The organism is Candidatus Koribacter versatilis Ellin345 (genome assembly GCF_000014005.1).
Lineage (GTDB): Bacteria > Acidobacteriota > Terriglobia > Terriglobales > Acidobacteriaceae > Korobacter > Korobacter versatilis_A.
The window spans coordinates 925,648-949,411 of the sequence record NC_008009.1 but is presented as its reverse complement, the minus strand read 5'-3'; the positions used below and the strand labels follow the sequence as shown (position 1 = coordinate 949,411).

The window sequence follows — 23,764 nt, the reverse complement described above, 5'->3', positions numbered from 1 at the left end:
CAGAATGCGCCCTACACCGGCACCACCTCACTAATCTGGATCACGCTCTCCCCCCGATAATACTTGCGCACGTCTTCAGAAAGCGCAGCCGCAGTTTGCGCCAGCGCATCTTGCAGCGCCGCCGCCGACAGGAAATACAGCCGAGCGATTGCGTGAAACGGCGGAGCCGCACCCGGCCCCAACCCGCGCTCGATCTCAATCCGCTGCAATCCGAAGGGCGTCAGTAATCGACGCGCCAAGTCAATGTGCGGGCCGAGATAATACTCCCAATCCATAGAAGATCCCGGCGTGTTCGGGTACAAAACTGTAAGCTTCACCGCGGGCTCGTTCATAGCTCCTCAATCGTCAACTTGGTATCGGCGCCCTTCCAGGCCTCGTCAAATTGCGCCTGCAGCGCCAGCGCGTCCTGCATCCGGTTCTGCGCCTTCAGTGCCTCGGTCAGGCCGTACATGGAGCGCGGATTACGCCGGTTTATTTCCAGGTCCTTCCGAAACACCATTTCAGCGGCCACCGGCTGGCCGCTGCGTAAGAGCGTCCCGCCGAGCGTTTCGCGGACGGGCAGAAACCAGTCCGGCGGCTCGTTGTAATCCATCGAATCCTCGAGCTGTACGGCGGCCTTCAGATGCTCGATCGCCGCATCACTCTTTTGTTGTGCGAGCGCAATCTCCGCCTCCACCACGTGCGCCATGATCTGCGGGATCTTGGCGGCGTTTTCGGGGCCGGCAGGAGTTGTCGGGATTTTCGCCATCTCTGCAGCGACTTTGTTCAGGGCCGCTAACTCAACTTTCGATTCGGCGATCTTGCCCTTGTGCGCCAGCGCCAGACCGCGCGCGAAGTGATAATCGCCCGTGCTGTCGGGCTGATACGAATTTGGCTGTTTCACCTGTAGGACGTCGTCCCAGCGGCGGAAGCGCACCATCACCATCGTCGGCAAGGGCGCAAAGAAGTCCGCCATCGGCATGTCTTTCACTATCGGCTCGACGTTCGCGCTGACTTTGCGCGCCGCCTCCATCGCCGCAGAGTAGCGGCCCAGGGTCGCGTTCTCAATCGCGATGAAGTGCAGGTTGTGGGTGTAGTACATCGCCGGATAGACGCCCTGCGCGCCGGTTCGCTGGATGTAGGCCTCGTCGGCCCTCGCTGCGGCTACGTTGGTTTCTTCGGAGGCCTCATGCTCGCCGACGCGAATGTAGATGTGCGCGGGCATGTGCACCAAGTGACCCGACGCCGGCGCCAACCCCGCCAGCTTCTTCGCGCAGGTCTCGCCGCGCTCGGGATGCGCCGATGCCTCCACCGCATGAATATAGAAATGGCAGGCCCCAATGTTATTCGGATCGCGCGCGATCACCGATTCCAGCGTCGCGACGATCTCCTCCGTCCCCGGCTGCGGCGTGCCATCCTTCTTCCAGAGCTTCCAGGGGTGCAGGTTCATCCCGCTCTCGGCGTAGATCGTCGCCGCGTCGAGGTCGTCGGGATACTTCTTGGCGAGCGCTCCCATGGCGTCGTGATAGTCGCTCGCGAGTTTCTGATAGTCGGGATTCTTCGCGTCGGAATAGCGCTTCGCCAACGCATTGACGTAGTCCTTCTCGACCTGCGGCGAATTCGCGGAAAGCGCTACGGCCTTCTGGATCGCCTCGAACGCCACGCGCTCGTGCTCGGGATCCACGTCCATGTTGTAGTTCGGACCGACGACGTAGGCCACGCCCCACCAGGGCATCGCGGCCTTCGGATCTAACTCAGCCGCTCTGCGGAATGCGCGCTCTGCCTCTTCATGGTTGAAGCCGAACGCAAGCGCCAGTCCCTGGTCGAAATACTTCTGCGCTTCAGGATTGCCGGTCGCAATTTTGTGATGGATGTTGCCGAAGCCTTCCATCAGGGTGGTTGGCTTGGCGCTCGCGGCATGCTCGTCGTGCTGCGCGCTCGCAACACTTGCGCACACAACTAGCAGCAGGGCCGCGCAACAAATTCGCAGGAATCTCGGGACTATCACGCGCCACCTCCCAGCAAAGTGGCGGAAGGTTATCACGAGCTTCGGCTGCGAGTTTGAATTGAATCGGCAAAATTTAGAAGCCCCGCTTGCGCGGGGCTTCGGGCGGAGAGCCGATCAGGAGGTGATGCTCTGTGGCTGCTCTCTCGATCTGCTAGGAGAGGAAGAACTCCTTCGCTACTTTCTCCCAATCTTCGTTCGGGAGGTGTTCGGTAATGTTGTCCACGGCCTCGCCGCCATCCTGGGCCATCGCACCGGCCATCATCGGCATGCGGCGCTGCAAGCGGCCGGCTGCTTCTTCCATCCACCAGCGGGCCAAGGCGCCGCCTAGCAGGTTGCGGAAGTTGGTCTTCGCGTCGGGCGACTGAACCGTGATCATCCAGCCTTCGCCGTAAGGATCTTTCGACGCCAGCCCGGGGTTAGCCAGCACTGCATCGTTGATCTCGGCCACGCTGCCTTCGATCGGGGAAACCATGTCGACCTTCTTGCCGTCCTTTTCGATCGACCAAATCTTCTGTCCCTGCCGGACCCACTGGCCGCGCTGCGGGAGGTTGATCTTGTCCACCGTGCCGTTGATCTTTCCGGCGAAATCGTCGATGCCAACCCGTACCAGGTTCGGGCTCTCGCTCAGCGCCCAGGTGTGTCCGGGGTGATAGCGAAGGGACTCAGGAACCTTGAAGCCGCCGACGAGGCTGGGCTCCAGCGGACGAACTACATGCTTGGTAACTGCCGGCTGTAACGCAATGACTGGCTGCTTGCCACGGCTCATGAAGTAATCGATGGTGAGGAATGCAACGAACGTGAAGAGTACGAGAATGACTGTCATAAAGCACCTCCGCCTTGGGCTCCGTATGATGACTTCTTACGCCATTGCTTAATGCATTCCCCATGCCAAAGTCAGGGCGCTTTCGCGCAAGTTGCGGATGGTCAGTGTTCATGCTGGTTTGCGGGGATATGATGAAAATCGAACAGCATAGTTGCGGAAATGTGCAACAGTCGAAAACGATGTGATTTGCAACGTCGTTTACCGCGTAAGAATGCAGCAGTGCGGCGTAAGTCACTGAATTTGAGCGGGTAGGGTGCGGAAGAGGTCGGGTGTTGCGATTTTCTGTCGCTGTTGCAGAAATATGCAGCGCTGGCGAGGTAATTCACAGCGCTGCAGAGGAATGTGCCGAAATTATTGTTGCGCGACGCCCTTCACGATCAGCGCGAGGGGTAATTCTCCGTCGGTCGTCGTGAGTGCGGCATGGAAAACGACGAAGCCCTGATCGTTGACGGTAACCGTTCCCGGCTTGCCTTCGTCCGCGACCAAACTCAGCACCGTCGGATGGGCGCCACCTGCGACCTTCGCGGATGCTCTCATCAACTGCTTGTCGGTGAACGTGGCACTCGGGTCGGAATCTGTGATCAGCGAGAGGAGAAGGAGGAAGTCGCGGTTCGGGGCGACGCCCATATGATTGCCGTCGTTGGGGAGAAGTCCGTAGCGGAGGGTGTAGGTTCCCTTGGGGATCGTCTGGCCACGGAAGTCTTTGCCATCCTGCTCGAAGGTGATTGCGCCGATGAAAGAAGAAGAGTCGAGCGACGGGTAGTTGGCGCCTTCTACTTCTTTCTTAGTGGTCTTGACCGATTTTGCCAGCCAGAGCGAGACCAGGGGCGTGCCGTCTTTGTCGAGGATGCGCTGTCCTTTGTCCTGAAGTGCGGCTTTGATAGCATCCGGAACGTCGGGCTTGCCGGTGGGTTCGAGCTTCTGAGCGACGCAGAGACTTGTAAGTAAGAGAATTGCGAAAAGTATTCGGTACATGGATTTGACCATAAAACCAAAAGCCGCGCGGAGACAAGTGCGCGGCTCACAATCTCTTGTCATCCTGAGCGGAGAACGCGGAAAAAATTCCGCGTTCGAAGTCGAAGGGACCCCTAGGGTCGCAGAAATCTCATTTCCTCGCCATCGTGCTGCCATCCACCGTGAAGTGGGCCAGATACGCGCTGCGCCGTCCGTGGTTCGCCCAATCTTCATTCAGGCCGTCGCCTTGATACACATCGCTTAGCGCTACGGCGGGCGTCGCCGTTTCGACCGTGGTCAGCGGCGGATAATATGTCGTCTCATTACCGCAGATGTGGTCGTTATCGTTGAGCGAGCGGGTCTCGATGCGCGCCAGGGTTCCGGCGCGGAACATCGCATGTGCGCCGACGCCGCTGCCATGGACGTGGGCATGGGCGATCGCGGCGTCTGGGATCTCCAACTCCATTGGCACGCGCTTCACCTCGACGACATTTTCGAAGAGCTGCCCTGCCTCGTGCTGGGCGAAGGCAATCAGTGCTTGGCGCTGTTCGGCGGTGGCGCGATCATCTACCAGCATCACGACCTTCGCCGGATACGGATTGTCGTACGGATCGCCGAGCGTGGCGTTTGCGCGGACGGCGCCGGCTACGTGCAGCCCGTCGAGCTTAACGCCATTCCATGCGCCGGAATCGATGCGCCACGCGAGCAGCGCCTGCTTGCCGTTGAGACCGGTCTCGCCATTGGCGAAACACTGCGCCACGTACACGTCGGCCGAGCGCGACTCCATGTAGTCGCCGCGGATCTGCTGGGCAAATGAAATCGTGGAAAAAGAGAGAAGCGCAACGAATAGGGACTGAACCCTCATATCCTCACCCCGTTGGGCTCTATTCTATCGAAATTGTTCTACTCGTACCGGCTACTTACCCCGGGCAACATTCGCGCCCCAACCTGGTGCGTTACACTGCACGATAACCAGCTACAAACAGCTCCTGGGCCCCCAGCCGTTTTATCTGCAACTTGAGGAGTCCTATCAGATGGGAACCAGTTTTCGGGTCACGGTCTTCGCTCTGTCTGTCCTGGCACTTATAACTCTCAGCGGCTGCGGCGGAAGCAGCACAACATCTTCGTCCTCCACCACCTACACCATCGGCGGAACCATCTCCGGACTTACCGGCTCAGGCTTGGTGTTGCAGAACAACGGTGGCGACAACCTCACCGTAAGCTCCGGCGCCACCACGTTCACCTTCGCCACGCCCGCTAAAAGCGGAGATCCCTATGCCGTGACCGTCCTCACCCAGCCCTCGGGCGAAAACTGTACGGTCACCGGCGGATCCGGCAACGCCAGCGCGAATGTCACCAACGTGAGCATTGCATGCGTTACGGCGTACAGCGTAGGGGGCCAGGTCCTCGGCCTCACCGGCACCGGCCTCGTCCTTCAGGACAACGCCGGCAACGACCTCACCGTAAGCGCCGGCGCCGCCAGTTACGCCTTCGTCTTTAGCGGCACAATTCCGGACGGCGGTGTTCCGTACAGCATCACCGTGTTTTCGAATCCCTCCGGCCAATCCTGCACGGTCTCGAATGCTGTCGGCACGGCCACCGCAGACGTCGCTAACGCCGACGTCACCTGCACCACGATTTCCGGAACCACTTTTACCGTCGGCGGGACGGTCAGCGGTCTCTCCGCCGGGACCCTGATTTTGCAAGATTCTCTCGGCGTGAATAACACCGATCTCTTGCCGCTCAGCGGAAATGGTTCCTTCATCTTCGTCAATCCCGTCGGCAGTGGCGAGGACTTCAACGTCTCGGTCTTTTCTCAGCCGGCCACGCGGAACTGCTCCGTCAGCAACGGCGCCGGCATCGCCACCGCCAACGTCACCAATGTCAGCGTCGTCTGTGTCGGCGATTTCGCCTGGATGGGCGGCAGCAGCACGGTCGGCACGAACGGCGGCCAACCCGGCGTCTACGGCGCGCTCGGAACTCCGTCCCCCACCAACATCCCCGGTGGACGGCAACAACCGCTCACGTGGACCGATGCCTCCGGCAATCTCTGGCTCTTCGGTGGATACGGCCAGGATTCCACCGACTCCGGCGGACTGCTCAACGATCTTTGGAAATACTCTCCCACCAGCGCTGAATGGACCTGGATGGGCGGCAGCACGGTCGCCCCGCCCAGTACGAGCTTTGGCGCCGCCGGCGCGCCCGGCGTCTACGGCACGATCGGCGTTCCCGATCCCGCCAACGTTCCCGGCGGTCGCGAGCAGGTCGCCACGTGGACCGATGCCTCCGGCCGTATCTGGGTCTTCGGCGGCGAAGGCATCGACGCCAACGGTGTGACCGGCGAACTCAATGATTTGTGGGTCTTCGATCCCACCCTCGGCGCCACCGGAGAGTGGACCTGGATGGGCGGCAACACCAGCGTCGGCGCCGTCTTCTCAGGACCCTCCGGCGTCTACGGCACGCTCGGCGTTCCCGATCCTGCCAACGTTCCCGGCGGACGCTACGGCGCCATCAGTTGGATCGATTCCTCCGGCAACCTGTGGCTCTTCGGCGGAAACTCCATCGACTCCACCGGCACACTCGGCTATCTCAACGACTTGTGGATGTTCAACCCCACGCTCGGCGCCCACGGTGAGTGGACCTGGATGGCCGGCGGCAACGTCACTGCCAACTCTGGCAACGGCGCAGCCGGAGTTTATGGCACACTCGGCGTCCCCGATCCTGTGAATACTCCCGGCGGCAGAGGCTCCGGGGTGAGCTGGGTCGATCGCTCAGGCAATGTTTGGCTGTTCGGTGGACTCGGTGCGGATTCGGTTGGAAACCCGGGCTTCCTGAACGACCTCTGGCGCTACACGCCGGGCGGCGGCAGTACCGTCGGCCAGTGGACCTGGATGAGCGGCAGCAACACCGTACCGCCGTACTCCGGTCAACCCGGAATTTATGGCTCGTTGGGGACCGCATCCGCCGCCAACGCTCCGGGAGGCCGTTTCAGCGGTCTCACCTGGCTCGATGCCAGCGGCAAACTCTGGCTGTTTAGTGGCAACGGCTACGACTCCGCGGGCGTAAACGGATACCTGAACGACCTGTGGCAGTTCGATCCGTCGGCCGGAACGTACGGCGAATGGACGTGGATGGGCGGAAGCTCCAGCGTTGGCCGCAGCGGAGGCCAACTCGGCGTCTACGGGACCTTGGGCATCCCCGCGGCTACCAATAGTCCCGGAGGGCGTTTCGGCGTCGCCGGTTGGGTCGATCCATCCGGAAACTTCTGGTTCATGGGAGGCGATGGCTACGACTCCGTCGGAAACCAGGGAAACCTGAACGACCTCTGGATGTACCAGCCGTAAAAAATCAGGTGCGGGCTGATCTGGTCAACCTCGGGATTCCCGCCGAGACCAGATCACCCGCACCTTTTACGATTCTTGTTTCATCCGCCGCCCGCTACTTACACCCGTGACAACTCCGTCCCGAGTGCTTGCAGTTGCCGGGCTCCGCCAGTTCGCCATCCGGACCAATGCACGTTTGAGTGTGCATGCACCAGAACAAGCCGTCATTGGTTGGAGGCACCGTGGGGTCGTGCTCGGTCGAGATGAACTGGCCCTTCCAGCGCAATGACGGGCACAGGTCGGGATGCGAGGTATCGAAGCGTTCGTGATCAGGCATGAGCATCATGATGGCCTCCCAAGTGTGCCGACTGGCCGCCGGCGGCCGCCAGCAGCGCGCGCTTCACCGCTGCCTTGGCCATAGTGATCTTGTATTTGTTTTGTCCCAGGCTCTTCGCCGGAGCGAGTGCGGCATTCGCCGCGGCCATCGCGGTATCGGGCGTGATTTCCTTGCCGACAATTGCCTGAGCCGCCTCGTTCGACACCCACGGCACCGGCGCCACCGCGCCCAGCACGATCTTGGCCGACTTCACCTTCGAGCCGTCCATGGTCAGCGCCACGGAACACGTCGCCAGCGGCCAATCGAAGTGCTCTTTCTGGCGCACCTCGTAATTCGCCGCTTTCACGCCGGCCGCCGCCGGAATGAAGATTTCCACGACAAGTTCGTTCGGCCGCAGATCATGCTCGCGTTCGTTCTCGTTCTTCGGAGTGATGAAGAACTTCTCGAGCTCGACCTCGCGCAGTTTCCCGCCACCGAGAATTCGCACCTTTGCTCCATGCGCAATCAGCGCCGGAACCACGGTCGAAGGGCTCACGAAGTACGCGGGGCCATCGTTGCCAAGCACCGCGTGGTAGCGATGATCTCCCGCCAGCACCATCGACTTGCCGTCTTTGGTCGTCGGCAGCAGACCCATACCGTTGCGGAAGTACCAGCAGCGCGGCCGCTGGCAGATGTTCCCGCCAATCGTCGCCACGTTGCGAATCTGCGGGCTCGCCGCGTCGCGCGCCGCATCCGCAATCGCCGGGTACACCTTGGCTAATTCCGCTCCATGCGCCAATTCCGAGAGCGTCACCAGCGCGCCAATCCGCATTCCGCTGGCGTCAGCCTTCAATCCGTGCAGGTCATCAATCCCCTTGATATTCACCAGCCGCTTGGGATTGACGACCTCATCCTTCATCAAAGCGACCAGGTCTGTGCCGCCGGCAAGAATTTCGGCATCGCCCCAATTCTTGCCGAGCAGTTCGCCGACCTGGTTTCGCGAATTCGCATTCACATATTCAAAAGGTCGCATGGTTAGCTCCTCTCCAGCGCCGCGAGCACGCGGTCGGGTGTGAGCGGGAGATACGGCACCCGCACGCCCAGCGCATTCGCCACTGCATTCGAAATCGCCGCACCTGGTGAGACCACCGGAGGCTCGGCCAGCCCGATCACGCCGCGATCGTCATAGCCCGCACCGGTCATCATATGCACCTGCAGTTCGCCGATATCGCTCAGCCCGGCGAGCCGGTAGAACTCCATGTTCGGGTTGAGCATGCGCCCGGTCACGGGATCCATGAACTTCTCTTCGTAGAGCGCGTAGGAAATACCCATGATCAGCGCGCCATAGACCTGGGTCTCGGCGGTCTTGACGTCGACGACCAAGCCGCAGTCCTGCACCGCAACCATCTTCGTCACCTTCACGATTCCGGTCTCGGTGTCGACGCTGACCTCGGCCATTTGCACGCCGCCGACGCCGCTGTTTGTGAGGTCGGGCTTCATACCGCCTTTGTTCACGCCGCGCACGGTAATCGGCACCGCCCCCAGCTTCGAACACGCCTGCTTCCACGTCATGCTCTTCGAGGCATCGCCCTTCACGCTGACGGTTCCGTCTTTGATTTCGATCTGGTCTGGGGTTGTGCCCAGCGCGGGCGCGACTTTCGCCAGCAGTTGATCGCGAGCATCCACCGCGGCGCGGCGCGTCGAACTGCTCACGCCGCCGATGGTCGTACTTCCACCGCTGCCACCCGACACCGGATAGCGAGTGTCTCCAATTTTCAGATTCACACTCTCCAGCGGGATCCCGAGCGTATCGGCGGCGACGATCATGATGCAGGTGCGCGTGCCGGTTCCCAGGTCCTGCGTCCCCATCTTGATTTCGACGGAGCCATCCGGCTGGATGGTGAGATCGCAGTTGGAATCGTGTCCGCGACCGCCCCACGTGTGCAGCGACAACCCCATGCCGGTGCGTACCACTCCGGTGGAACTGCCGCGCGGCTTCCAGCGTTCTTTCCAGCCCATCATCTGGTCCGCGATGACGAACTCTTCTTCGTAGGTCTTGGCGCGCGGGCCAGTCATGTCAATGTTTTTGCGCAACAACTCCAGCGGATCCATGTTCAGCTTCGCCGCCGTGTCTTCCAGCGCCGACATCGTGATCAGCGCTGCCTGCGGATGGTTCGGCGCGCGCCACGCTCGCGATGGTCCCTGGTTGGTCGCAATCGCGGTGTACTGTTTTTTCTGGTTGGGGATATCGAAGACATACGGCAGCGGCGGCGATCCTCCACCGCCGGGACCGCCCGTGCCCCAGCCATCCGATTGCCACGCAGTGAGGCGCCCGTCTTTGTTGGCCGCAACGCTTACGCGCGCGTAAGCGGAAGGCCGCGCGCCGGCTACCTGCTGTTCTTCGTCGCGCGCCAGCATGATCTTCACGGCTTTGCCGTTTGTGTTCTTGGCAAGTTGAGCCGTCGCCACTCCCCAGCGGTCGATGCCGAACTTGCTGCCGAAGCCGCCGCCAATGTACTGCTGCAGAACGCGGATGTTGGACGCCGGCATGCCCATCGGTTCGCTCATCTGCGCGGGAATGCCGCTCAGGTTCTGCGTGGAGACGTGAACTTCGAGGTTCTTGTCGTCCACGAACTGCGACATCGCACCATGGGATTCGAGGCAGCAGTGCGTGATCACGGGGACTCCATAGATTCCCTCGCTCACAACGCCGTCGGTTTTCGCGGCGGCGAACGCATCGGCTGGCTTGCCTTGCGTCTGCACCGCGGTCTTCTTGTACGGCGACTTCACGCCGCTGCCTTTGCGGACTTGCGCTTTCTTGATCGCCGCGATAATTTCCGGCGGCACGCCGTCTTTCGCCAGCGCCTCCAGCGTCTTCGCGTCAGGAATCTCGGTCATGCCGCGCTTCTGGATCGCTGCGATGACTTCGTCGTCAGGGACCTGGTTGTCTTCCATGTCGCCGAGCTCGTCGATGGTCAACGGCTCGTTCGACACGCCGAGGTTCTTTGGCGGTTCCGCGTCCGAAACGTGGAACGGCAATACTTCATACTCGACTTTGATTGCCTTCAGCGCATCATAGGCTGTCGGCTCATCTACCGCGGCGATCGCGACGATTTCGTCACCGGCCCAGTGGATTTCGGAGCCCGGCTTCTGCAGGATCTGCACGGCTTTCACACCCGGCATCTTCTCGGCTGCGCTGGTATCAATGCTGGTGACTTTGCAATGCGGATACGGCGAGCGCAGGATTTTGCCCCAGAGCATGCCGTCGGGGCGGACATCGTAGGTGTACTTCGCACGGCCGCTCACTTTGATGGGGCCGTCCACGCGCGTGATGCGTTTGCCAAGAAGCGACCGATGTTGCTCGTCGGGCCACTGATAATCCGCCATGGTTAAGCCCCCTTTCCCTTGGTGAGTAGATCAGCGACAAGTTGCATGCCCTTGTAGGTGCCGCAGCGGCAGAGATTACCGCTCAGGCCGGTTTTGAAGTCGGCCGCGCCCGCCTGCGGGTGATGATCCAGATACGACTTGGCTGCCACGATGAATCCCGGGGTGCAGAAGCCGCACTGTTGCGCATCGTTCTCCACGAACGCATGCTGCAACGTGTCGAGCGTCTCCGTGGGATACAGGCCCTCGATGGTGGTGATCTTCCGGCCCTGGGCGTCAATCGCCAGGATCGAGCAGGCGTATACGGTTTTGTCGTCCATGAGCACGGTGCACGCACCGCAGGCGCCGCGATCGCATACCCGCTTGGCGCCGGTGAGGTCGAAGTGGTCGCGCATGGCGTCGAGCAGAGTCACGCGCGTGTCGAGTTCCGCGGTGCGCGCTTTGCCGTTGAGGTTGAGCGTGACCTTGGCTTTGTAGGGACCGTGGACTTCGACCGGCTCGCCGGCGGCTTCCACCACCGTTGTGCTGACGAGCGGAACTGCGGCGACGATGCCGCCAATCTTTAGAAAGTCGCGCCGCGAGACACCGTTACGCGGGCTGTCCTTCTCATCTTTTTCCGACATTGGCAACCTCCGTCGGTTCGCTTGTGGATCGTTGATTTATTTGCGCAGGGTGCGCACGTACTGCACGACCTGGGTGATGTCGTCGGCACTCAAGGTTTTTTCGAACGAAGGCATCTTGCCCTTGCCGTTCTTCACTGTTTGGGTCAGCGCCTCGTCACTCAAACCTTGGATGTCGTTGCTGCTCAAATCGGCAGCACCGAGTTTTTGCCCCATCTTGGTTTTTCCGGCGCCATCGGCGCCATGGCACATCACGCAATTCTTCTTGAAAACCGCTTCTCCCGGATTTTCCGCGAGCACAAATGTGGACGCACAGAGCAGAACTGCCAGGACCTTAGGAGCCATTCAGACCTCAAGCGAAATTTCGCAAAGAGTATAAATCGAAGAGGCATCAGCGTGCAGCGGCGCGCTGAGAAGCTCATCCGCCCTTCGGGCTTCTTTGTCCCTCAAAACGAAAAGGGCGGCCTCAGCCGCCCAAATCCACAACGGAGCTTCTTTACTTCAGGGTCTTCACGTAGCCTGCAACGGCCTTGATCTGGTCGTCGCTGAGTTTGCCCTTGAAGCCCGTCATTTTGCCTTTGCCGTCGCTGATGATCTTCGCGATATCGGCATCGCTCATGCCCTGCACGGCGGGGTCGGTCAATGGCTTCGATCCCATCTTGGTTGCCATTGCACCTTTGCCATCGGCGCCGTGGCACATGGCACACTTCGCCTTGTAGTCGTCGGCACCCGCTGCGAAGGCCATAGTTCCGGCCAACATCATTGCAGCGAGTGACATTCCTGCTACCAGCTTCTTCATTTACAAGTTCCTCCAACCGAATTTTGCGGAACCCGAATCCCGGCTACCTCGGATTCCGCGCCAGTCTAGGCCTCTGCCGCCGGGTATGCAACTCCTTGTCACAAAAAGCACTTGTGCCAAAACACGCGCCGCGGAGTGAGATGCCACACCGTTGTGCCCGTGTTATCTACCATCAACCCGTAATCTATTTGCAAGTTGCTGATTCCATGAGTCCCCTTTAGTAGTACATCGAGGCGGCAGTTTGGTATGGCGTGTGCACTACTGCCGGTAGGCATTGGAGACGTGTCACGTGGAACCTAGCTTGGTGGTGGTCGGACTGAACTTCAAAACCTCTCCCGTCGCGGTGCGCGAGCGCTTCTGGATGAGCGAACTGCGACGCTACGAGGCGCTGCACCAATTGGTCCGCGCCGAAGGTATTGATGAACTGGTGGTCCTCGCCACGTGCAACCGCACCGAGTTCATCCTCTGGACCAGCGATGCCGGCGAGGCCGCTGACTCCGTGCTCCGTTTCCTGACCCACGAGTACGGCCTGAAGATGAGCGACTGGTCGCACTTCTACCGCCTGATGGATGACGTCGCCCTGAACCACATTTTCCGCGTCGCCTCCAGCCTCGATTCCATGGTGATCGGCGAGCCGGAAATCGTCGGACAATTCAAGAACGCCTGGTCGCAGGCGCAGGCCGCCGGAACCACCGGCCGCTTCCTCGATGCGGTGATGCAGAAGGCGCTTACGGTTTCGAAGCGCGTGCGCAACGAAACTGCGATTGGCAATGCGGCAGTTTCCATTCCGTACACCACGGTCGAACTCTCGAAACAAGTCCTCGGCGAACTCTTCGACAAAGCCGTCGTTCTGATGGGCGCGGGCAAGATGAGCGAATCGGCCGCGAAATACCTTATGAACCACGGCGCCTCGCAGATTTGCGTTATCAACCGCACCTTGCACAAGGCCCAGGAATTCAGCGAGAAGGTGGGCGGCATTGCGGTCGCGCTCGAAGATCGCGCGCCTTATCTCGACCATGCCGACATCATCGTCAGCTCCACGTCGTGCCCGCACTACGTGATCGAGAAGGCCGATGCAGAACGCATCCAGGCCGCTCGCGGTGGGAAGCCAATTGTGATGGTGGACATCGCCGTGCCGCGTGACATTGATCCTGCGGTGCGCGAAGTTCCGGGCGTGCACCTCTTCGACATGGACGACCTTGAGAAGGTCGCGAAGCGCAACGAGAGTGAGCGCCAGGTGGCCGCCGTTGCCGCAGAAGAAATTCTTGCGGACGAAGCCAAGGGCTTCCGACGCAAATTGATGGCCGAGCGCGTGGTGCCGACGATTGTCGCCCTGCGCAACCGCCTCGATGAAGTTTGCCGGCAGGAACTGGAGTCCCTGCGCCAGGAATTAGGCCCTTTCACGGAAGACCAGGACCAGGCTATGACCGCACTAACGGCCCATATAACGCAACGAATTGCTGGTTCGCTGGCCCGTGAACTGAAAGAACTCCCAGAACGAAGTGAACAAGACATGCTCACCATGGCGGTGCAGCGCTTGTTCCACCTCGAACAGCCGCAAAAGGCTGCCGCCGGCACCAATTGATGAACAGGACTTCGGTCCTTGAGGTAAAAACAAGAGAGGCTACAGCCTCCGAGTAGAAGATTCATGGCAAAAGCATCTGCGCAAGCACAACCGCCCACCAATCTCTGGACCGCCTCGCAGGCGTATGTCCTCGCCGCCATCACACTCGTCGTTGGAATCGGGATCGGCTGGCTCGTCCACGGTTCCTACTCCGACAGTCAACAACAACGAACAACAACCGCCGCGAGCGCTCCTGCCCCAAGCGCCCCGAGTACCGGCGGGTTCCAGGTGCCGACGTTTAACGGACAACCGGGACGCCTGTCACTGGACGACATCAACAAAGCTGCGGCGCCGATGATCGCGCAATTGCAGCAACGCCCGAACGATCCAGATCTGTTGGCGAAGCTCGGCAATCACTACTACGACAGCCAGGCATTCCCACAGGCGATTGCGTACTACCAGAAATCGCTGGCGATCGCGCCGTCGAATCCCGACGTCCGCACTGACATGGGGACCGCCATGTTCTACAACGGCGACCCGGACGGTGCTCTGAAGGAATTCGCGACTTCACTTTCGTACGCACCGACGCACGCCGAGACCATGTTCAACCGCGGCGTGGTGCTGATGCAGGGCAAGAACGACCCGAAGGCAGCGATTGCGAGTTGGCAGGAGTTGTTGAAGACCAACCCGAATTATCAGGACCGCCCGAAGGTCGAGGCGTCGATCGCGGACGCGCAGAAGCGCGTGAAGTAGTTTCTTTGAGGTAGCAGGCTTGAGCGCATCAGTAATGCTTCGCGCTCCCCGGGACCGCGCCCGCGCAGAGCACGGTCCCGGTTTTCGTTTCCCCCCAACTCAACGTTCCTGAATAACGCTCGCCAAATCCTGATGATCGATTTGGAAAATGATCGACAGCACGTCGCCGTGTCCTCGTACCAAAATGTAGGTTGCGCGTGCGTCGATATCCTTGCTCCCGGACTCCCCGCGAACCTTCATCCTCCACACCACCGTCGCGAGCAGATAGGTGGAATCCAGCGGTTTCGTTTCCACAGCCTGAAGCTGGGTTTCAGAGAGGCCCATGGAAGAAAAGCGCTCCTTCATTTTGGGAGCGACCCTAAGGAAGTCCTCCTTTCGGACTGCTTGGACACCCTTGGGTCCGCCAAACATAAATGTATCCGCGTAGAGGCCATCGATTCCGGACAGATCCGAACCAGCGTTTGCTTGCTCATACTTCAAGAAAAATTCTTTGACTTGTTGATCCATACTTTCCTCATTTCTCCACAACGACGGGCATCGGTCATACAGATAGCCTCGGACGAAAAAGGCCTTTAGTATTATACCACATTCTGCGGAAAAACTCAATAGATTCAAGGATTTGCGGGGACTGACGGGCATGCATAAATTTCCAATTGCAAGGCGCTGTTCGAGAAGGGGGAAACACGATGCCCTACAGCTTTGTATCCCGCCACGAGGAAACCTTGCGGAAGAGCAGCAACGACGGTGGGTGTGTCAGGGAAATACTGGAGAGACGATAGGCTCCTGAACTCCCGAATTGCCAGGCCGCAGGCCGACCGCTCCTCTCAGCACGACGCGCCAGCATCGTGAACGTTCTTTTGGCGAGACTCTCGACGCTCGCCTGATAGTAGACAATCTACCTCTTCTGGGAGTAGATTGCCTACATCTATGAGCGAGAAGGAACAGTATAAAAACCGGATTGAGTTGCTGCAGGGAACACTCGACATGCTTATTCTTCAGACCCTGCAATGGGGACCGCAGCACGGGTACGGCATTGTCCAGGCGATACGTTTGCGATCCGGAGATGCGCTTCAAGTCGAGACCGGCTCACTGTATCCGGCTCTCCATCGATTGCAGCGTCAGGGCTGGGTCCAATCTGAGTGGAAGCAGTCCGAGAGCAAGCAAAGAGCCCGGTATTACCGAATCACAGCCACGGGGAAAAAGCAGTTGGTCTCCGATCTGGGCCGATGGGAGCGGATCGTCGAAGCGATTGGGTCGGTGATGTACGTCAAGCCGGAGGAGAGTGAGTCATGAAGTTGTTCCCGAGCTTCGGTTCTGAGCGGCGTAAGCGCGAATTGCAGGAAGAGATGGATGCTCACCTGCAGATGGCGATTGCCGATCGAGTGGCGCGAGGCGAGACGGTAGAGACGGCGCGACAAGCGGTGCTTCGGGAATTTGGAAATATTCCCCTGGTGCAGGATGTGACGCGCGACATATGGGGCCTGACCTGGCTTGAACAGCTAAGCCGGGATCTCCGTTACGCGTTACGGCAACTGCGCAAAAGTCCCGGTTTCACGATCACCGCGACGACGATGCTGGCAGTAGCCATCTGCGCCAACAGCACCGTATTCAGTTGGATCGACGGTACGATGTTGCGTCCCATTCCTGGCGCGCGGGACACGGGCGATCTTGTTAGCCTGCAGCGGGGAGAACGGAACTTCTCTCCGACTCCGCCCTTCTCGTATCTCGACTATCGCGATCTGCGCGAGCAGAACCACACCTTCACCGGAATCCTCGCATATCATCACGATTGGATCACGCTGACTGGCGGCGCACAGCCGGAGCGTGCCTATATTGCGAACGTGTCGGCAAATTATTTCGATGTGCTCGGCATTAAGCCGGTGCTGGGGCGTTTCTTTCTGCCTGAAGAAGAGACGGCTCCAGGTGCCGTTCCCAACGTGGTCCTGGGTTACTCGCTTTGGAAGACGCGCTATGCCAAAGACCCGGCGATTGTGGGCAAGTCGATCGAGATCGCCCGGCATCCTTTGACGGTCATCGGCGTGGCGCCGGAGGGGGTTGTGGGAGCGATGCCCGGGATCCGTGAAGATCTGTGGGTAACGCTTGATCCCCTCGGGACGGATGCGTGGCGGATGACGCATCGCAGTGGTGGTGCGGTCTGGCTGAATGTAATTGGAAGATTGCGGCCCGACGTGAGCCGTGCCCAGGCAGCCCAGGACCTCGACACGGTGATGCACAACATCGTGGTGGCGTATCCGGACGATCATCTCGGCGATAACCGCATCTCGCTGGACCCCATGTGGCGCTCCCCATTCGGCGCCAACGGATACCTGGCAACGACGCTGCCCATTCTGCTCGCCTTTGCCGCTGTGGTGCTGTTGCTGACCGGCGCGAACGTCGCTACGCTCACGCTAGTACGGTTTGTATCCCGGCGGCGTGAGCTTGCCATCCGGCAGTCGCTCGGGGCGAATCGTATGCAACTGGTACGGCAGCTGGTGATGGAGGGCGTGGTGCTTTCCATCGTCGCAGGAGCCGCGGCCCTTGGGTTGACAGCGTGGACATCGAAGACATTCGCATGGTTCTTTCCGGCGAGTTCGAATCCCATCATTCTGAACGGGAGCATGGACCATAGGGTGGTAATCGGGATTGCAGTGTCGTCCCTGTTGGCCGCGATGCTGTGCGGCGCGCTTCCCGCCTGGCGTTCGGCCCACGCGCCGGCAGCTGAGGTACTCAAGGCAGAGTCTGCAAGTATCTCCGGCGGATCACGCAACCGGAAATTGCTCAGCGGGCTGGTGGTTGCGCAAATCGCGCTTTCACTGCCGCTGCTGTTGTGTTCCGGGTTGTTTCTGCGAACACTGCGGAATCTCGCCCACGCGAATCCCGGATTTGAACAGGACCACATTCTGACTGCGACTGTGGGGCTAAATATCGCCGGCTACAGCCACGACGAGGAACAGCTGATCCGTCACAAGATACTTGATCGCGTGTCGGCACTCCCCGGCGTAAAGGCTGCGTCTTTTACGGACTGGATTCCGATGACCCTGGGCCACAAGGGGGAGGATGCGTATCCGGAAGGGTATGTGCCACACCCGCATGAATCTTTGCAGGTGTACCACGCCGAGGTGGCCCCGCGGTATTTCGAATCCCTTCATATACCCATTCTGGAAGGTCGCGAGTTTACGCCGGATGACGATGAAAAGGCCCCGCGGGTACTCATCGTGGATCAGACGGCGGCGAGGCGATACTGGCCCGGACAGGATCCGCTGGGAAAGAGACTCAGGATATGGGGCCGCCTTTTCACGGTCGTCGGCCTCGCGAAAAATTCAACACATATGTTGATGAATGAGTCCCCGGAGCCCATGGTGTATATGAGCTTCTTCCAGGAGGGGTACGAGACGATCGTGCAGGTGAAGACCGAGGGAAATCCGGCCGACTTTGCGCCAGCGGTGGAGAACGCCATCCACGAAATTGATCCACGGCTCCCGGTTTTCGATGTGCGTCCCATGCGCGAGAGTACCCAACTGGCGAGCAGTTTCGCCGTCATAGAGAGCGCCCTGGCGGGAATGTTCGCGATGATCGGGCTGGTTCTTGCGGCAACCGGCATCTACGGCGTGGTGGCATATCGAACCCAAATGCGTACCCACGAGATCGGAATACGAATGGCTCTGGGTGCTTCGCGCGTCAACGTGCTGCGGCTCGTGCTGTCGCAGGGATTATGGCTCACAGCCATTGGGCTGACGCTGGGATTGGCGTTTGCAATGGGACTGACACGTTTCATCGCCCGACTGTTGTACGGAATCGGCGCCAACGATCCGGTCACCGTCGTTTCCGTCGTCATGCTCCTGGGAGCAATGTCGTTGCTGGCATGCTACCTTCCCGCGCATCGAGCGATGCGCCGAAACCCTGTGACTGCGATTCGCGAACTGTAAACCGCAGCACGGACTCGACGCGGATCCGACGCGCGGCGACGTCGGAGCACGCTGGAGAAGCGAGGAGTATAAATGTGACGAAACATTTCTGACGGTTCCGCTGGAGGGTGTCGCTTGTTCCTGCGCACAATTCTCGTTGTAGTGACTCTTTTCGGTCTTCTTTCTAACGCAACGATTGCGGCTGCCCAAAAGGTGCAGGTGTCGATTGATCCATCCCGGCCTGGGGTGAAGATCGATCGTAATCTGTTCGGGCAATTTGCTGAGCATCTAGGACATGGCATTTACGAAGGAATCTGGGTCGGCAGCGACTCCACGATTCCGAACACCCGGGGCATTCGCAACGATGTGGTTGCCGCACTGAAAGCGATCCATGTGCCGAATGTGCGCTGGCCCGGCGGGTGCTTCGCCGACGAGTATCACTGGCGCGACGGGATCGGGCCGCAAAGAGTGGTGAGGCTGAACCCGAACTGGGGCGGCGTGATCGAACCCAACACCTTCGGCACCCACGAGTTCATGGACTTCATTGGGCAGATCGGGAGCGAGGCGTACGTGTCGGTCAACGTGGGCTCTGGTACTCCGCAGGAAGCGTCAGATTGGCTGGAGTACATGACGGCAGCTCAGGCAACGACGCTCCAGAAGGAGCGCGCTGCGAACGGGCATCCGGCACCGTACAAGATCGCATTGCTGGGCCTCGGCAATGAAAGCTGGGATTGCGGCGGCAACATGACGCCCGATTACTACCTGGACCGGATGAAGGTCTTCAGCCGATTCGTTCGCAACTACAATCCGGCGCAGACGGACAAGAACCAGATGTTGAAGATCGCAGTCGGTCCGGGCGGAGGCGAAGAGCGCTGGACGGAGTGGACCGATACGGTGATGAAGGCTTACCAGAAGCACACGTGGAGCTGGGACATCAACGGCCTCTCGATGCACAGTTACACGACGGTGAAATGGCCGCCGGCGTACAAGTCCGTGGGGTTCGGAGAGGACGAGTACGCGCAGATTCTGAAATCGACGCTGGAGATGGAAGACCTGGTCAAGAAGCATTCCGCGATCATGGACAAGTACGATCCGGAAAAGAAGGTCGCCCTCATCGTGGACGAATGGGGCAGTTGGTATGCGCCCTTGCCGGGGAGCAATCCGGGCTTTCTCGTACAGCAAAACAGCATTCGCGATGCGATCCTGGCCGCGCTGAACATCAACATCTTTGCTCGCCACAGTGATCGGGTGCGCGGCGCGAACATTGCCCAGATGATCAACGTGCTGCAGGCGATGATCATCACCGATAAAGAGAAGATGGTGCTGACACCGACCTACTATGTTTACAAGATGTACCTGCCCTTCCAGGATGCGACTTTCGTTCCGGTGACATTTGACGCGGGCACCTACAAGCACGGCGACAGCACGCTGCCGCGCATCGATGCGCTCGCTGCGAGAGGAAAAGACGGCAAACTGTGGCTGGAGATCACGAATGTGGACCCGAACCAGACGGCGGATGTGGAGTTGAATGTGACTGGGTTTGCTACGAAGTCTGCGTCGGGAGAAACGCTCGCCGGACCGAAGGTCGACAGCGTGAATACGTTCGAGGCACCGAACACGGTTGTGCCGAAACCCACATCGGCCCGCGTAGAGGGTGGAAAGGTGATGCTTAAGTTGGAGCCCAAGTCCGTCACGGTGGTGTCACTGGAGCAATAGGCGGGTGGCCAGCCCTACGCACTCCACTTCTTCGGTGCCCCATCCTAGCGCGCCTCTTTTTGGCGAGTTGGGGTGGTCTAATAAGACGCGCCACAGGCGCATCATCCGGTACGCCGATTTCGCCACTTCACATCCTCTGGTGTTCAAGTCGGATCAACTCTCTGACAAAACTCTTACACTCCCCTTCCGCACACAATCCTAAAATTATCTGTGCGACACATTGAGATAGAACCCTTCAAGCTAGGCGAGGCCATCGCCAACAGCGTCACGCACGGCATCGGCGCTCTCCTCAGCGTTCTCGGCTTAATCACTCTTATCGTTTTTGCGGCGGTTGGTGGGAACACGCGTCTGCTGGTCAGTGTCACGATCTATGGTGCTACGCTCTGCGCGTTGTATCTCATCTCCACGCTTTACCACGCCATCCCTGCTCCTAGTGCGCGCCGCGTCTTCCGCTTTCTCGACCACGCTTCGATTTATTTGCTGATTGCAGGTACGTACACGCCGTTCACGCTGGCGCTTCTGCGCGGTGGGTGGGGCTGGACGCTCTTCGCGCTGGTCTGGGCGATCGCGATTCTTGGCGTGGTCTATAAGATTTTCGCCACTGGGCGGCACGAGATCTTTTCGTCCGCGCTCTACATCGGCATGGGCTGGATCGTGGTCATCGCCATCAAGCCGCTGCTCGCGGTGCTGCCGATGCCAGGGTTTCTATGGATGATGGCGGGCGGCATCTTCTACACCGGCGGAATTGTTTTCTATCTGAAAGATCGGCGACCGTACTTCCACATGCTGTGGCACCTGTGCGTGCTGGCGGGAAGTGTCTGTCATTTTGTGGCGATTTTGCGGTATGTGGTCGGGCCAGCGACTGCGGCCTGATCTTTCAGTTGGTGGCGAGCGCCGGATCGTCGTCTTCGGCATGCAATAGGCCGAACTTTTTCAGCTTGTAACGCAGCGCATCGCGGCTGATGTCCAGCAGGCGCGCGGCATGCGTCTGGTTGCCGTTCGCTTCTTTCATCGCCATTTCGACGAACGCGCGCTCCACTTCTTCGAGCGAAGTTCCGCCCTCAGGAATGACTAAACGCGGCAAGCTGCGGCCATTCGGCAACTGCTGGATTGGAGCGGGTGGAGATGCGCTCTCGAACGCCGTGTACATCGCCTGCTGCTGCGCTACGGCAAATGGCAGGTAGTCGGGGCGCAGGTTTTCTGCCTCATCCAGGATCATGGCGCGCTCGATCGCGTTTTTCAGTTCACGCACATTGCCGGGCCAGTCGTGCTTCATCAGCAGGCGGCGGGTGTTGTCGGTGACGCCACGAATGCTCTTCTTAAACTTGCGGTTGTAGCGCTCGATGAAGAACTCCACCAGCGGCAGGATGTCTTCTTTGCGATCACGCAGGGGCGGTAAGAACACCGAAATGATCGCGAGGCGGTAATACAAATCCTGGCGGAAGGTGCCGTCGCGCACCATCTTCTCCAAATCGCGGTTGGACGCAGCAATTACGCGGACATCCACCTGCATATCGCGCACACCACCGACTCGGCGAATCACCTGGTCTTCGAGCACGCGAAGCAATTTCGCCTGCAACAGCGGCGAGAGCTCACCAATTTCGTCGAGGAACAGCGTGCCTCCATCAGCCGCTTCGAAAAGGCCTTTTTTCATCGCTTTGGCGTCGGTGAAGGCGCCCTTTTCGTGTCCGAAGAGTTCGGCCTCCATCAGCGTCTCGGGAATTGCTGAACAGTTGATGGCGACGAATGGTTTTTCCTGGCGGCGGCTCTGGTAGTGAATGGCTTTCGCGACGAGATCTTTGCCGGTGCCACTCTCGCCTTGCACCAGGATCGTCGTGGCTTCGCTGGTGGCGATTTTGGCGACGAACACCATCAGCTCCGTCATTTTCTGCGAGACGCCGACGATGTCGTGATAGCCGTGACGGCGGCGCACTTCGCCACGTAGCGATTCGACTTCGGTGCGCAGCCGCGTGGTTTCCAGCGCATTCTTCACCGCGACGGAGAGTTCGTCAAAATCGAGCGGCTTGCCGACGAAGTCGTACGCGCCCAGCTTCAGCGCGAGTTTCACGTCCTCGAGCTGCGGGTCGGCGGTGATCATAATGACCGCGCGCGCATCGCCGTTTTCTTTCAGTTGTTTGAGAATTTCGAGGCCACCCATGTCGGGCAGGCGCACATCGAGCAGCACGAGATCAGGCGACTCGTGGCGCGCCAACCGGAGTCCGGCAGACCCGTTGTCCGCTTCGATGACGTGATAACCCCATTCCTCGCACTTCTGGCGCAGAGACCAGCGAACGAGCCGTTCGTCATCAACGATCAGTATTTTCTCTGACGGCATTCGTTTGTTGCAGGTAGTGTATTACGACTGTGCCGGTTCCGAATGGGGCCTATCGTATGGGAGGAGTACTACAAAGGTAGTACCTTCGCCGACCTTACTGGTGACCTCGATACGACCAGCGTGGTCCTCGACCATGCGGCGCGCCAGCGAAAGACCAAGGCCGGTGCCGTGGCCCTTGGTGGTGAAGAACGGGCGGAAGATGTTCTTGAGTGTGTCGGGCGGGATGCCGGGGCCGTTGTCGGTGATGGAGATGGCCGCGTAATCGCCGCGATTTTCGAGACTTACCACGATATGCCCTTCGCGCGCAACCGCCTGGATTGCATTGAGCAGCATGTTGAGGAGCACCTGGTGGATCTGCGCGGGATCGTGTTCCACCGGTCGCACGTTCTTCTGCTGTAGAAATTCGATGTGAACCTGCTTGGTCGTCGCCTGCTCGCGCGCGAACATTATGGCGTGCGAGATGGTGGCGTCGAGGTCTTCGCGGCGGAAGTTGGGGTGCTTGGGGCGCGCGGTTTCGAGCAGGTCGGTGAGAATGCGGTTGATGTGCATCGCCTCCTGCTTCACTTCTTTCACGACGGCGCAGGCCGGACTCTCGATTGGCAGATCGCGGCCGATGATGTCGATGACGCCGGCAATTCCCGCCAGCGGATTGCGGATTTCGTGCGCGAGTCCGGCCGCAAGTTCTCCGAGCGTAGCGAGGTGTTCGGCGCGGGACATCTGGGTGCGGTGGAGGCGCTGGATTTCTTCGCGGCTCTCGCGGAGTTGCAGGACCATGGAGTTGAAGTCGCGGCCGAGATCGCCAATCTCGTCGTTGCGATCAGCGAAATCCACAGAGACGCTGAGGTCGCCCTGGGTGACGCGCGCGATTTTCTTCTGTAGCTCGAGCATCGGCTTACGCACGAAGTAGCCGAGCGTTGCCATGATGATGGCGCAAATGATGAACGCTCCGGCGGTCGCGACGGCGATCACGGTGTGCCGCGGGCCGGAATCGAGGGAGATCGTGAGCAAAACGAACAGCAGCAGACCATTGAGGAGTGCGGCAGCGACTGGCAGCAGGGTCTTCAACTGCCACGGCATGCGCATGCGGGCTGGGCGCGGCGACGGCGGTACGGGCTTCGGCAGGACTTCGCCGTTGCTGGACCAGGAAGAGGCCTGCTCGTTCGCTTTGTCCGTCGTTATCGTCTCTGCTCTCATTTCACGTTTCTATGGTGGAAAGGCACGACGTTCGTCGTGCCCTGGTTCAGCCCAAACATCCAAAGCGATGGGAGCGAGTTGCCCCGCTCCC

At 59.9% G+C, this 23,764-nt stretch carries 21 protein-coding genes; 7 read left to right on the top strand and 14 right to left on the bottom strand.

All coding sequences use genetic code 11. The annotated features are described in order from the left end of the window. Positions 1-11: 11 nt before the first annotated feature. The 5 genes from ACID345_RS03955 to ACID345_RS03935 all read right to left on the bottom strand — a co-directional run bounded on the left by ACID345_RS03955 (position 12) and on the right by ACID345_RS03935 (position 4,629). Positions 12-332, bottom strand: coding sequence for an EthD family reductase (locus ACID345_RS03955; protein ID WP_011521576.1), 321 nt, complete (start codon positions 330-332; stop codon positions 12-14). After that, positions 329-1,987, bottom strand: a complete 1,659-nt coding sequence (locus ACID345_RS03950; RefSeq protein ID WP_011521575.1) for a hypothetical protein — start codon at positions 1,985-1,987, stop codon at positions 329-331. The genes ACID345_RS03955 and ACID345_RS03950 overlap by 4 nt, the downstream gene beginning before the upstream one ends. Before the next feature lie 151 nt (positions 1,988-2,138). Further along, complete coding sequence (locus ACID345_RS25090) at positions 2,139-2,810, bottom strand: glycine cleavage system protein H (RefSeq protein ID WP_011521574.1); 672 nt, start codon at positions 2,808-2,810, stop codon at positions 2,139-2,141. Between the two features lie 351 nt (positions 2,811-3,161). After that, a complete protein-coding gene (locus ACID345_RS03940) occupies positions 3,162-3,785 on the bottom strand; it encodes a hypothetical protein (protein ID WP_011521573.1) in 624 nt (207 codons plus the stop codon). A 130-nt stretch (positions 3,786-3,915) separates the two neighbouring features. Beyond that, positions 3,916-4,629 (bottom strand): DUF1326 domain-containing protein, encoded by a 714-nt coding sequence (locus ACID345_RS03935; protein ID WP_011521572.1) that lies wholly within the window; start codon positions 4,627-4,629, stop codon positions 3,916-3,918. Between the two features lie 169 nt (positions 4,630-4,798). Here ACID345_RS03935 and ACID345_RS03930 point away from each other — a divergent pair, with 169 nt between their 5' ends. After that, on the top strand, positions 4,799-7,108 hold the full coding sequence (locus tag ACID345_RS03930; protein WP_011521571.1) for a Kelch repeat-containing protein: 2,310 nt from the start codon (positions 4,799-4,801) through the stop codon (positions 7,106-7,108). A 94-nt stretch (positions 7,109-7,202) separates the two neighbouring features. Here the strand turns inward: ACID345_RS03930 and ACID345_RS03925 are convergent, their stop codons facing one another. From ACID345_RS03925 to ACID345_RS03900, 6 genes are all read right to left on the bottom strand, one after another. Then, on the bottom strand, positions 7,203-7,433 hold the full coding sequence (locus ACID345_RS03925; RefSeq protein WP_041855418.1) for a hypothetical protein: 231 nt from the start codon (positions 7,431-7,433) through the stop codon (positions 7,203-7,205). Continuing rightward, a complete protein-coding gene (locus tag ACID345_RS03920; RefSeq protein WP_011521570.1) occupies positions 7,417-8,436 on the bottom strand; it encodes an FAD binding domain-containing protein in 1,020 nt (339 codons plus the stop codon). The genes ACID345_RS03925 and ACID345_RS03920 overlap by 17 nt, the downstream gene beginning before the upstream one ends. 2 nt (positions 8,437-8,438) lie before the next feature. Continuing rightward, entirely contained in the window at positions 8,439-10,790 is a 2,352-nt protein-coding gene (locus tag ACID345_RS03915) for a xanthine dehydrogenase family protein molybdopterin-binding subunit (protein WP_011521569.1), read from the bottom strand. A gap of 2 nt (positions 10,791-10,792) precedes the next feature. Further along, a complete protein-coding gene (locus tag ACID345_RS03910; RefSeq protein WP_011521568.1) occupies positions 10,793-11,410 on the bottom strand; it encodes a (2Fe-2S)-binding protein in 618 nt (205 codons plus the stop codon). A gap of 36 nt (positions 11,411-11,446) precedes the next feature. Further along, a complete protein-coding gene (locus ACID345_RS03905; protein ID WP_011521567.1) occupies positions 11,447-11,752 on the bottom strand; it encodes a c-type cytochrome in 306 nt (101 codons plus the stop codon). 151 nt (positions 11,753-11,903) lie between these two features. Beyond that, complete coding sequence (locus ACID345_RS03900) at positions 11,904-12,206, bottom strand: c-type cytochrome (protein WP_011521566.1); 303 nt, start codon at positions 12,204-12,206, stop codon at positions 11,904-11,906. Positions 12,207-12,495: 289 nt separating this feature from the next. Between ACID345_RS03900 and hemA the strand changes: the two genes are divergently transcribed. Beyond that, positions 12,496-13,791, top strand: a complete 1,296-nt coding sequence (hemA, locus tag ACID345_RS03895) for a glutamyl-tRNA reductase (RefSeq protein ID WP_011521565.1) — start codon at positions 12,496-12,498, stop codon at positions 13,789-13,791. 63 nt (positions 13,792-13,854) lie between these two features. After that, a complete protein-coding gene (locus tag ACID345_RS25085) occupies positions 13,855-14,523 on the top strand; it encodes a tetratricopeptide repeat protein (protein WP_011521564.1) in 669 nt (222 codons plus the stop codon). A 99-nt stretch (positions 14,524-14,622) separates the two neighbouring features. Here the strand turns inward: ACID345_RS25085 and ACID345_RS03885 are convergent, their stop codons facing one another. Beyond that, positions 14,623-15,030 carry a nuclear transport factor 2 family protein gene (locus ACID345_RS03885; RefSeq protein ID WP_011521563.1) on the bottom strand — a complete coding sequence of 136 codons (408 nt, stop codon included), beginning with the start codon at positions 15,028-15,030 and terminating at the stop codon, positions 14,623-14,625. A 420-nt stretch (positions 15,031-15,450) separates the two neighbouring features. Here ACID345_RS03885 and ACID345_RS03880 point away from each other — a divergent pair, with 420 nt between their 5' ends. The 4 genes from ACID345_RS03880 (at position 15,451) to ACID345_RS03865 (ending at position 21,017) form a co-directional block, all read left to right on the top strand. After that, positions 15,451-15,816 (top strand): PadR family transcriptional regulator, encoded by a 366-nt coding sequence (locus ACID345_RS03880; RefSeq protein WP_041855417.1) that lies wholly within the window; start codon positions 15,451-15,453, stop codon positions 15,814-15,816. Continuing rightward, positions 15,813-18,449, top strand: coding sequence for an ABC transporter permease (locus ACID345_RS03875; RefSeq protein ID WP_011521561.1), 2,637 nt, complete (start codon positions 15,813-15,815; stop codon positions 18,447-18,449). Before ACID345_RS03880 ends, ACID345_RS03875 begins: the two co-directional genes overlap by 4 nt. Before the next feature lie 114 nt (positions 18,450-18,563). Beyond that, positions 18,564-20,144, top strand: coding sequence for an alpha-N-arabinofuranosidase (locus ACID345_RS03870; RefSeq protein ID WP_011521560.1), 1,581 nt, complete (start codon positions 18,564-18,566; stop codon positions 20,142-20,144). Positions 20,145-20,354: 210 nt separating this feature from the next. Then, the gene (locus ACID345_RS03865; RefSeq protein WP_011521559.1) at positions 20,355-21,017 is read left to right on the top strand and encodes a PAQR family membrane homeostasis protein TrhA; all 663 of its coding nucleotides are present in this window, start codon (positions 20,355-20,357) and stop codon (positions 21,015-21,017) included. A gap of 4 nt (positions 21,018-21,021) precedes the next feature. On the opposite strand, the gene ACID345_RS03860 is transcribed toward ACID345_RS03865, so the two are convergent. Together ACID345_RS03860 and ACID345_RS03855 are read right to left on the bottom strand one after the other, a co-directional pair. Beyond that, positions 21,022-22,479 (bottom strand): sigma-54-dependent transcriptional regulator, encoded by a 1,458-nt coding sequence (locus ACID345_RS03860; RefSeq protein ID WP_011521558.1) that lies wholly within the window; start codon positions 22,477-22,479, stop codon positions 21,022-21,024. Positions 22,480-22,500: 21 nt separating this feature from the next. Then, complete coding sequence (locus ACID345_RS03855) at positions 22,501-23,673, bottom strand: sensor histidine kinase (RefSeq protein WP_011521557.1); 1,173 nt, start codon at positions 23,671-23,673, stop codon at positions 22,501-22,503. Positions 23,674-23,764 lie beyond the last annotated feature (91 nt).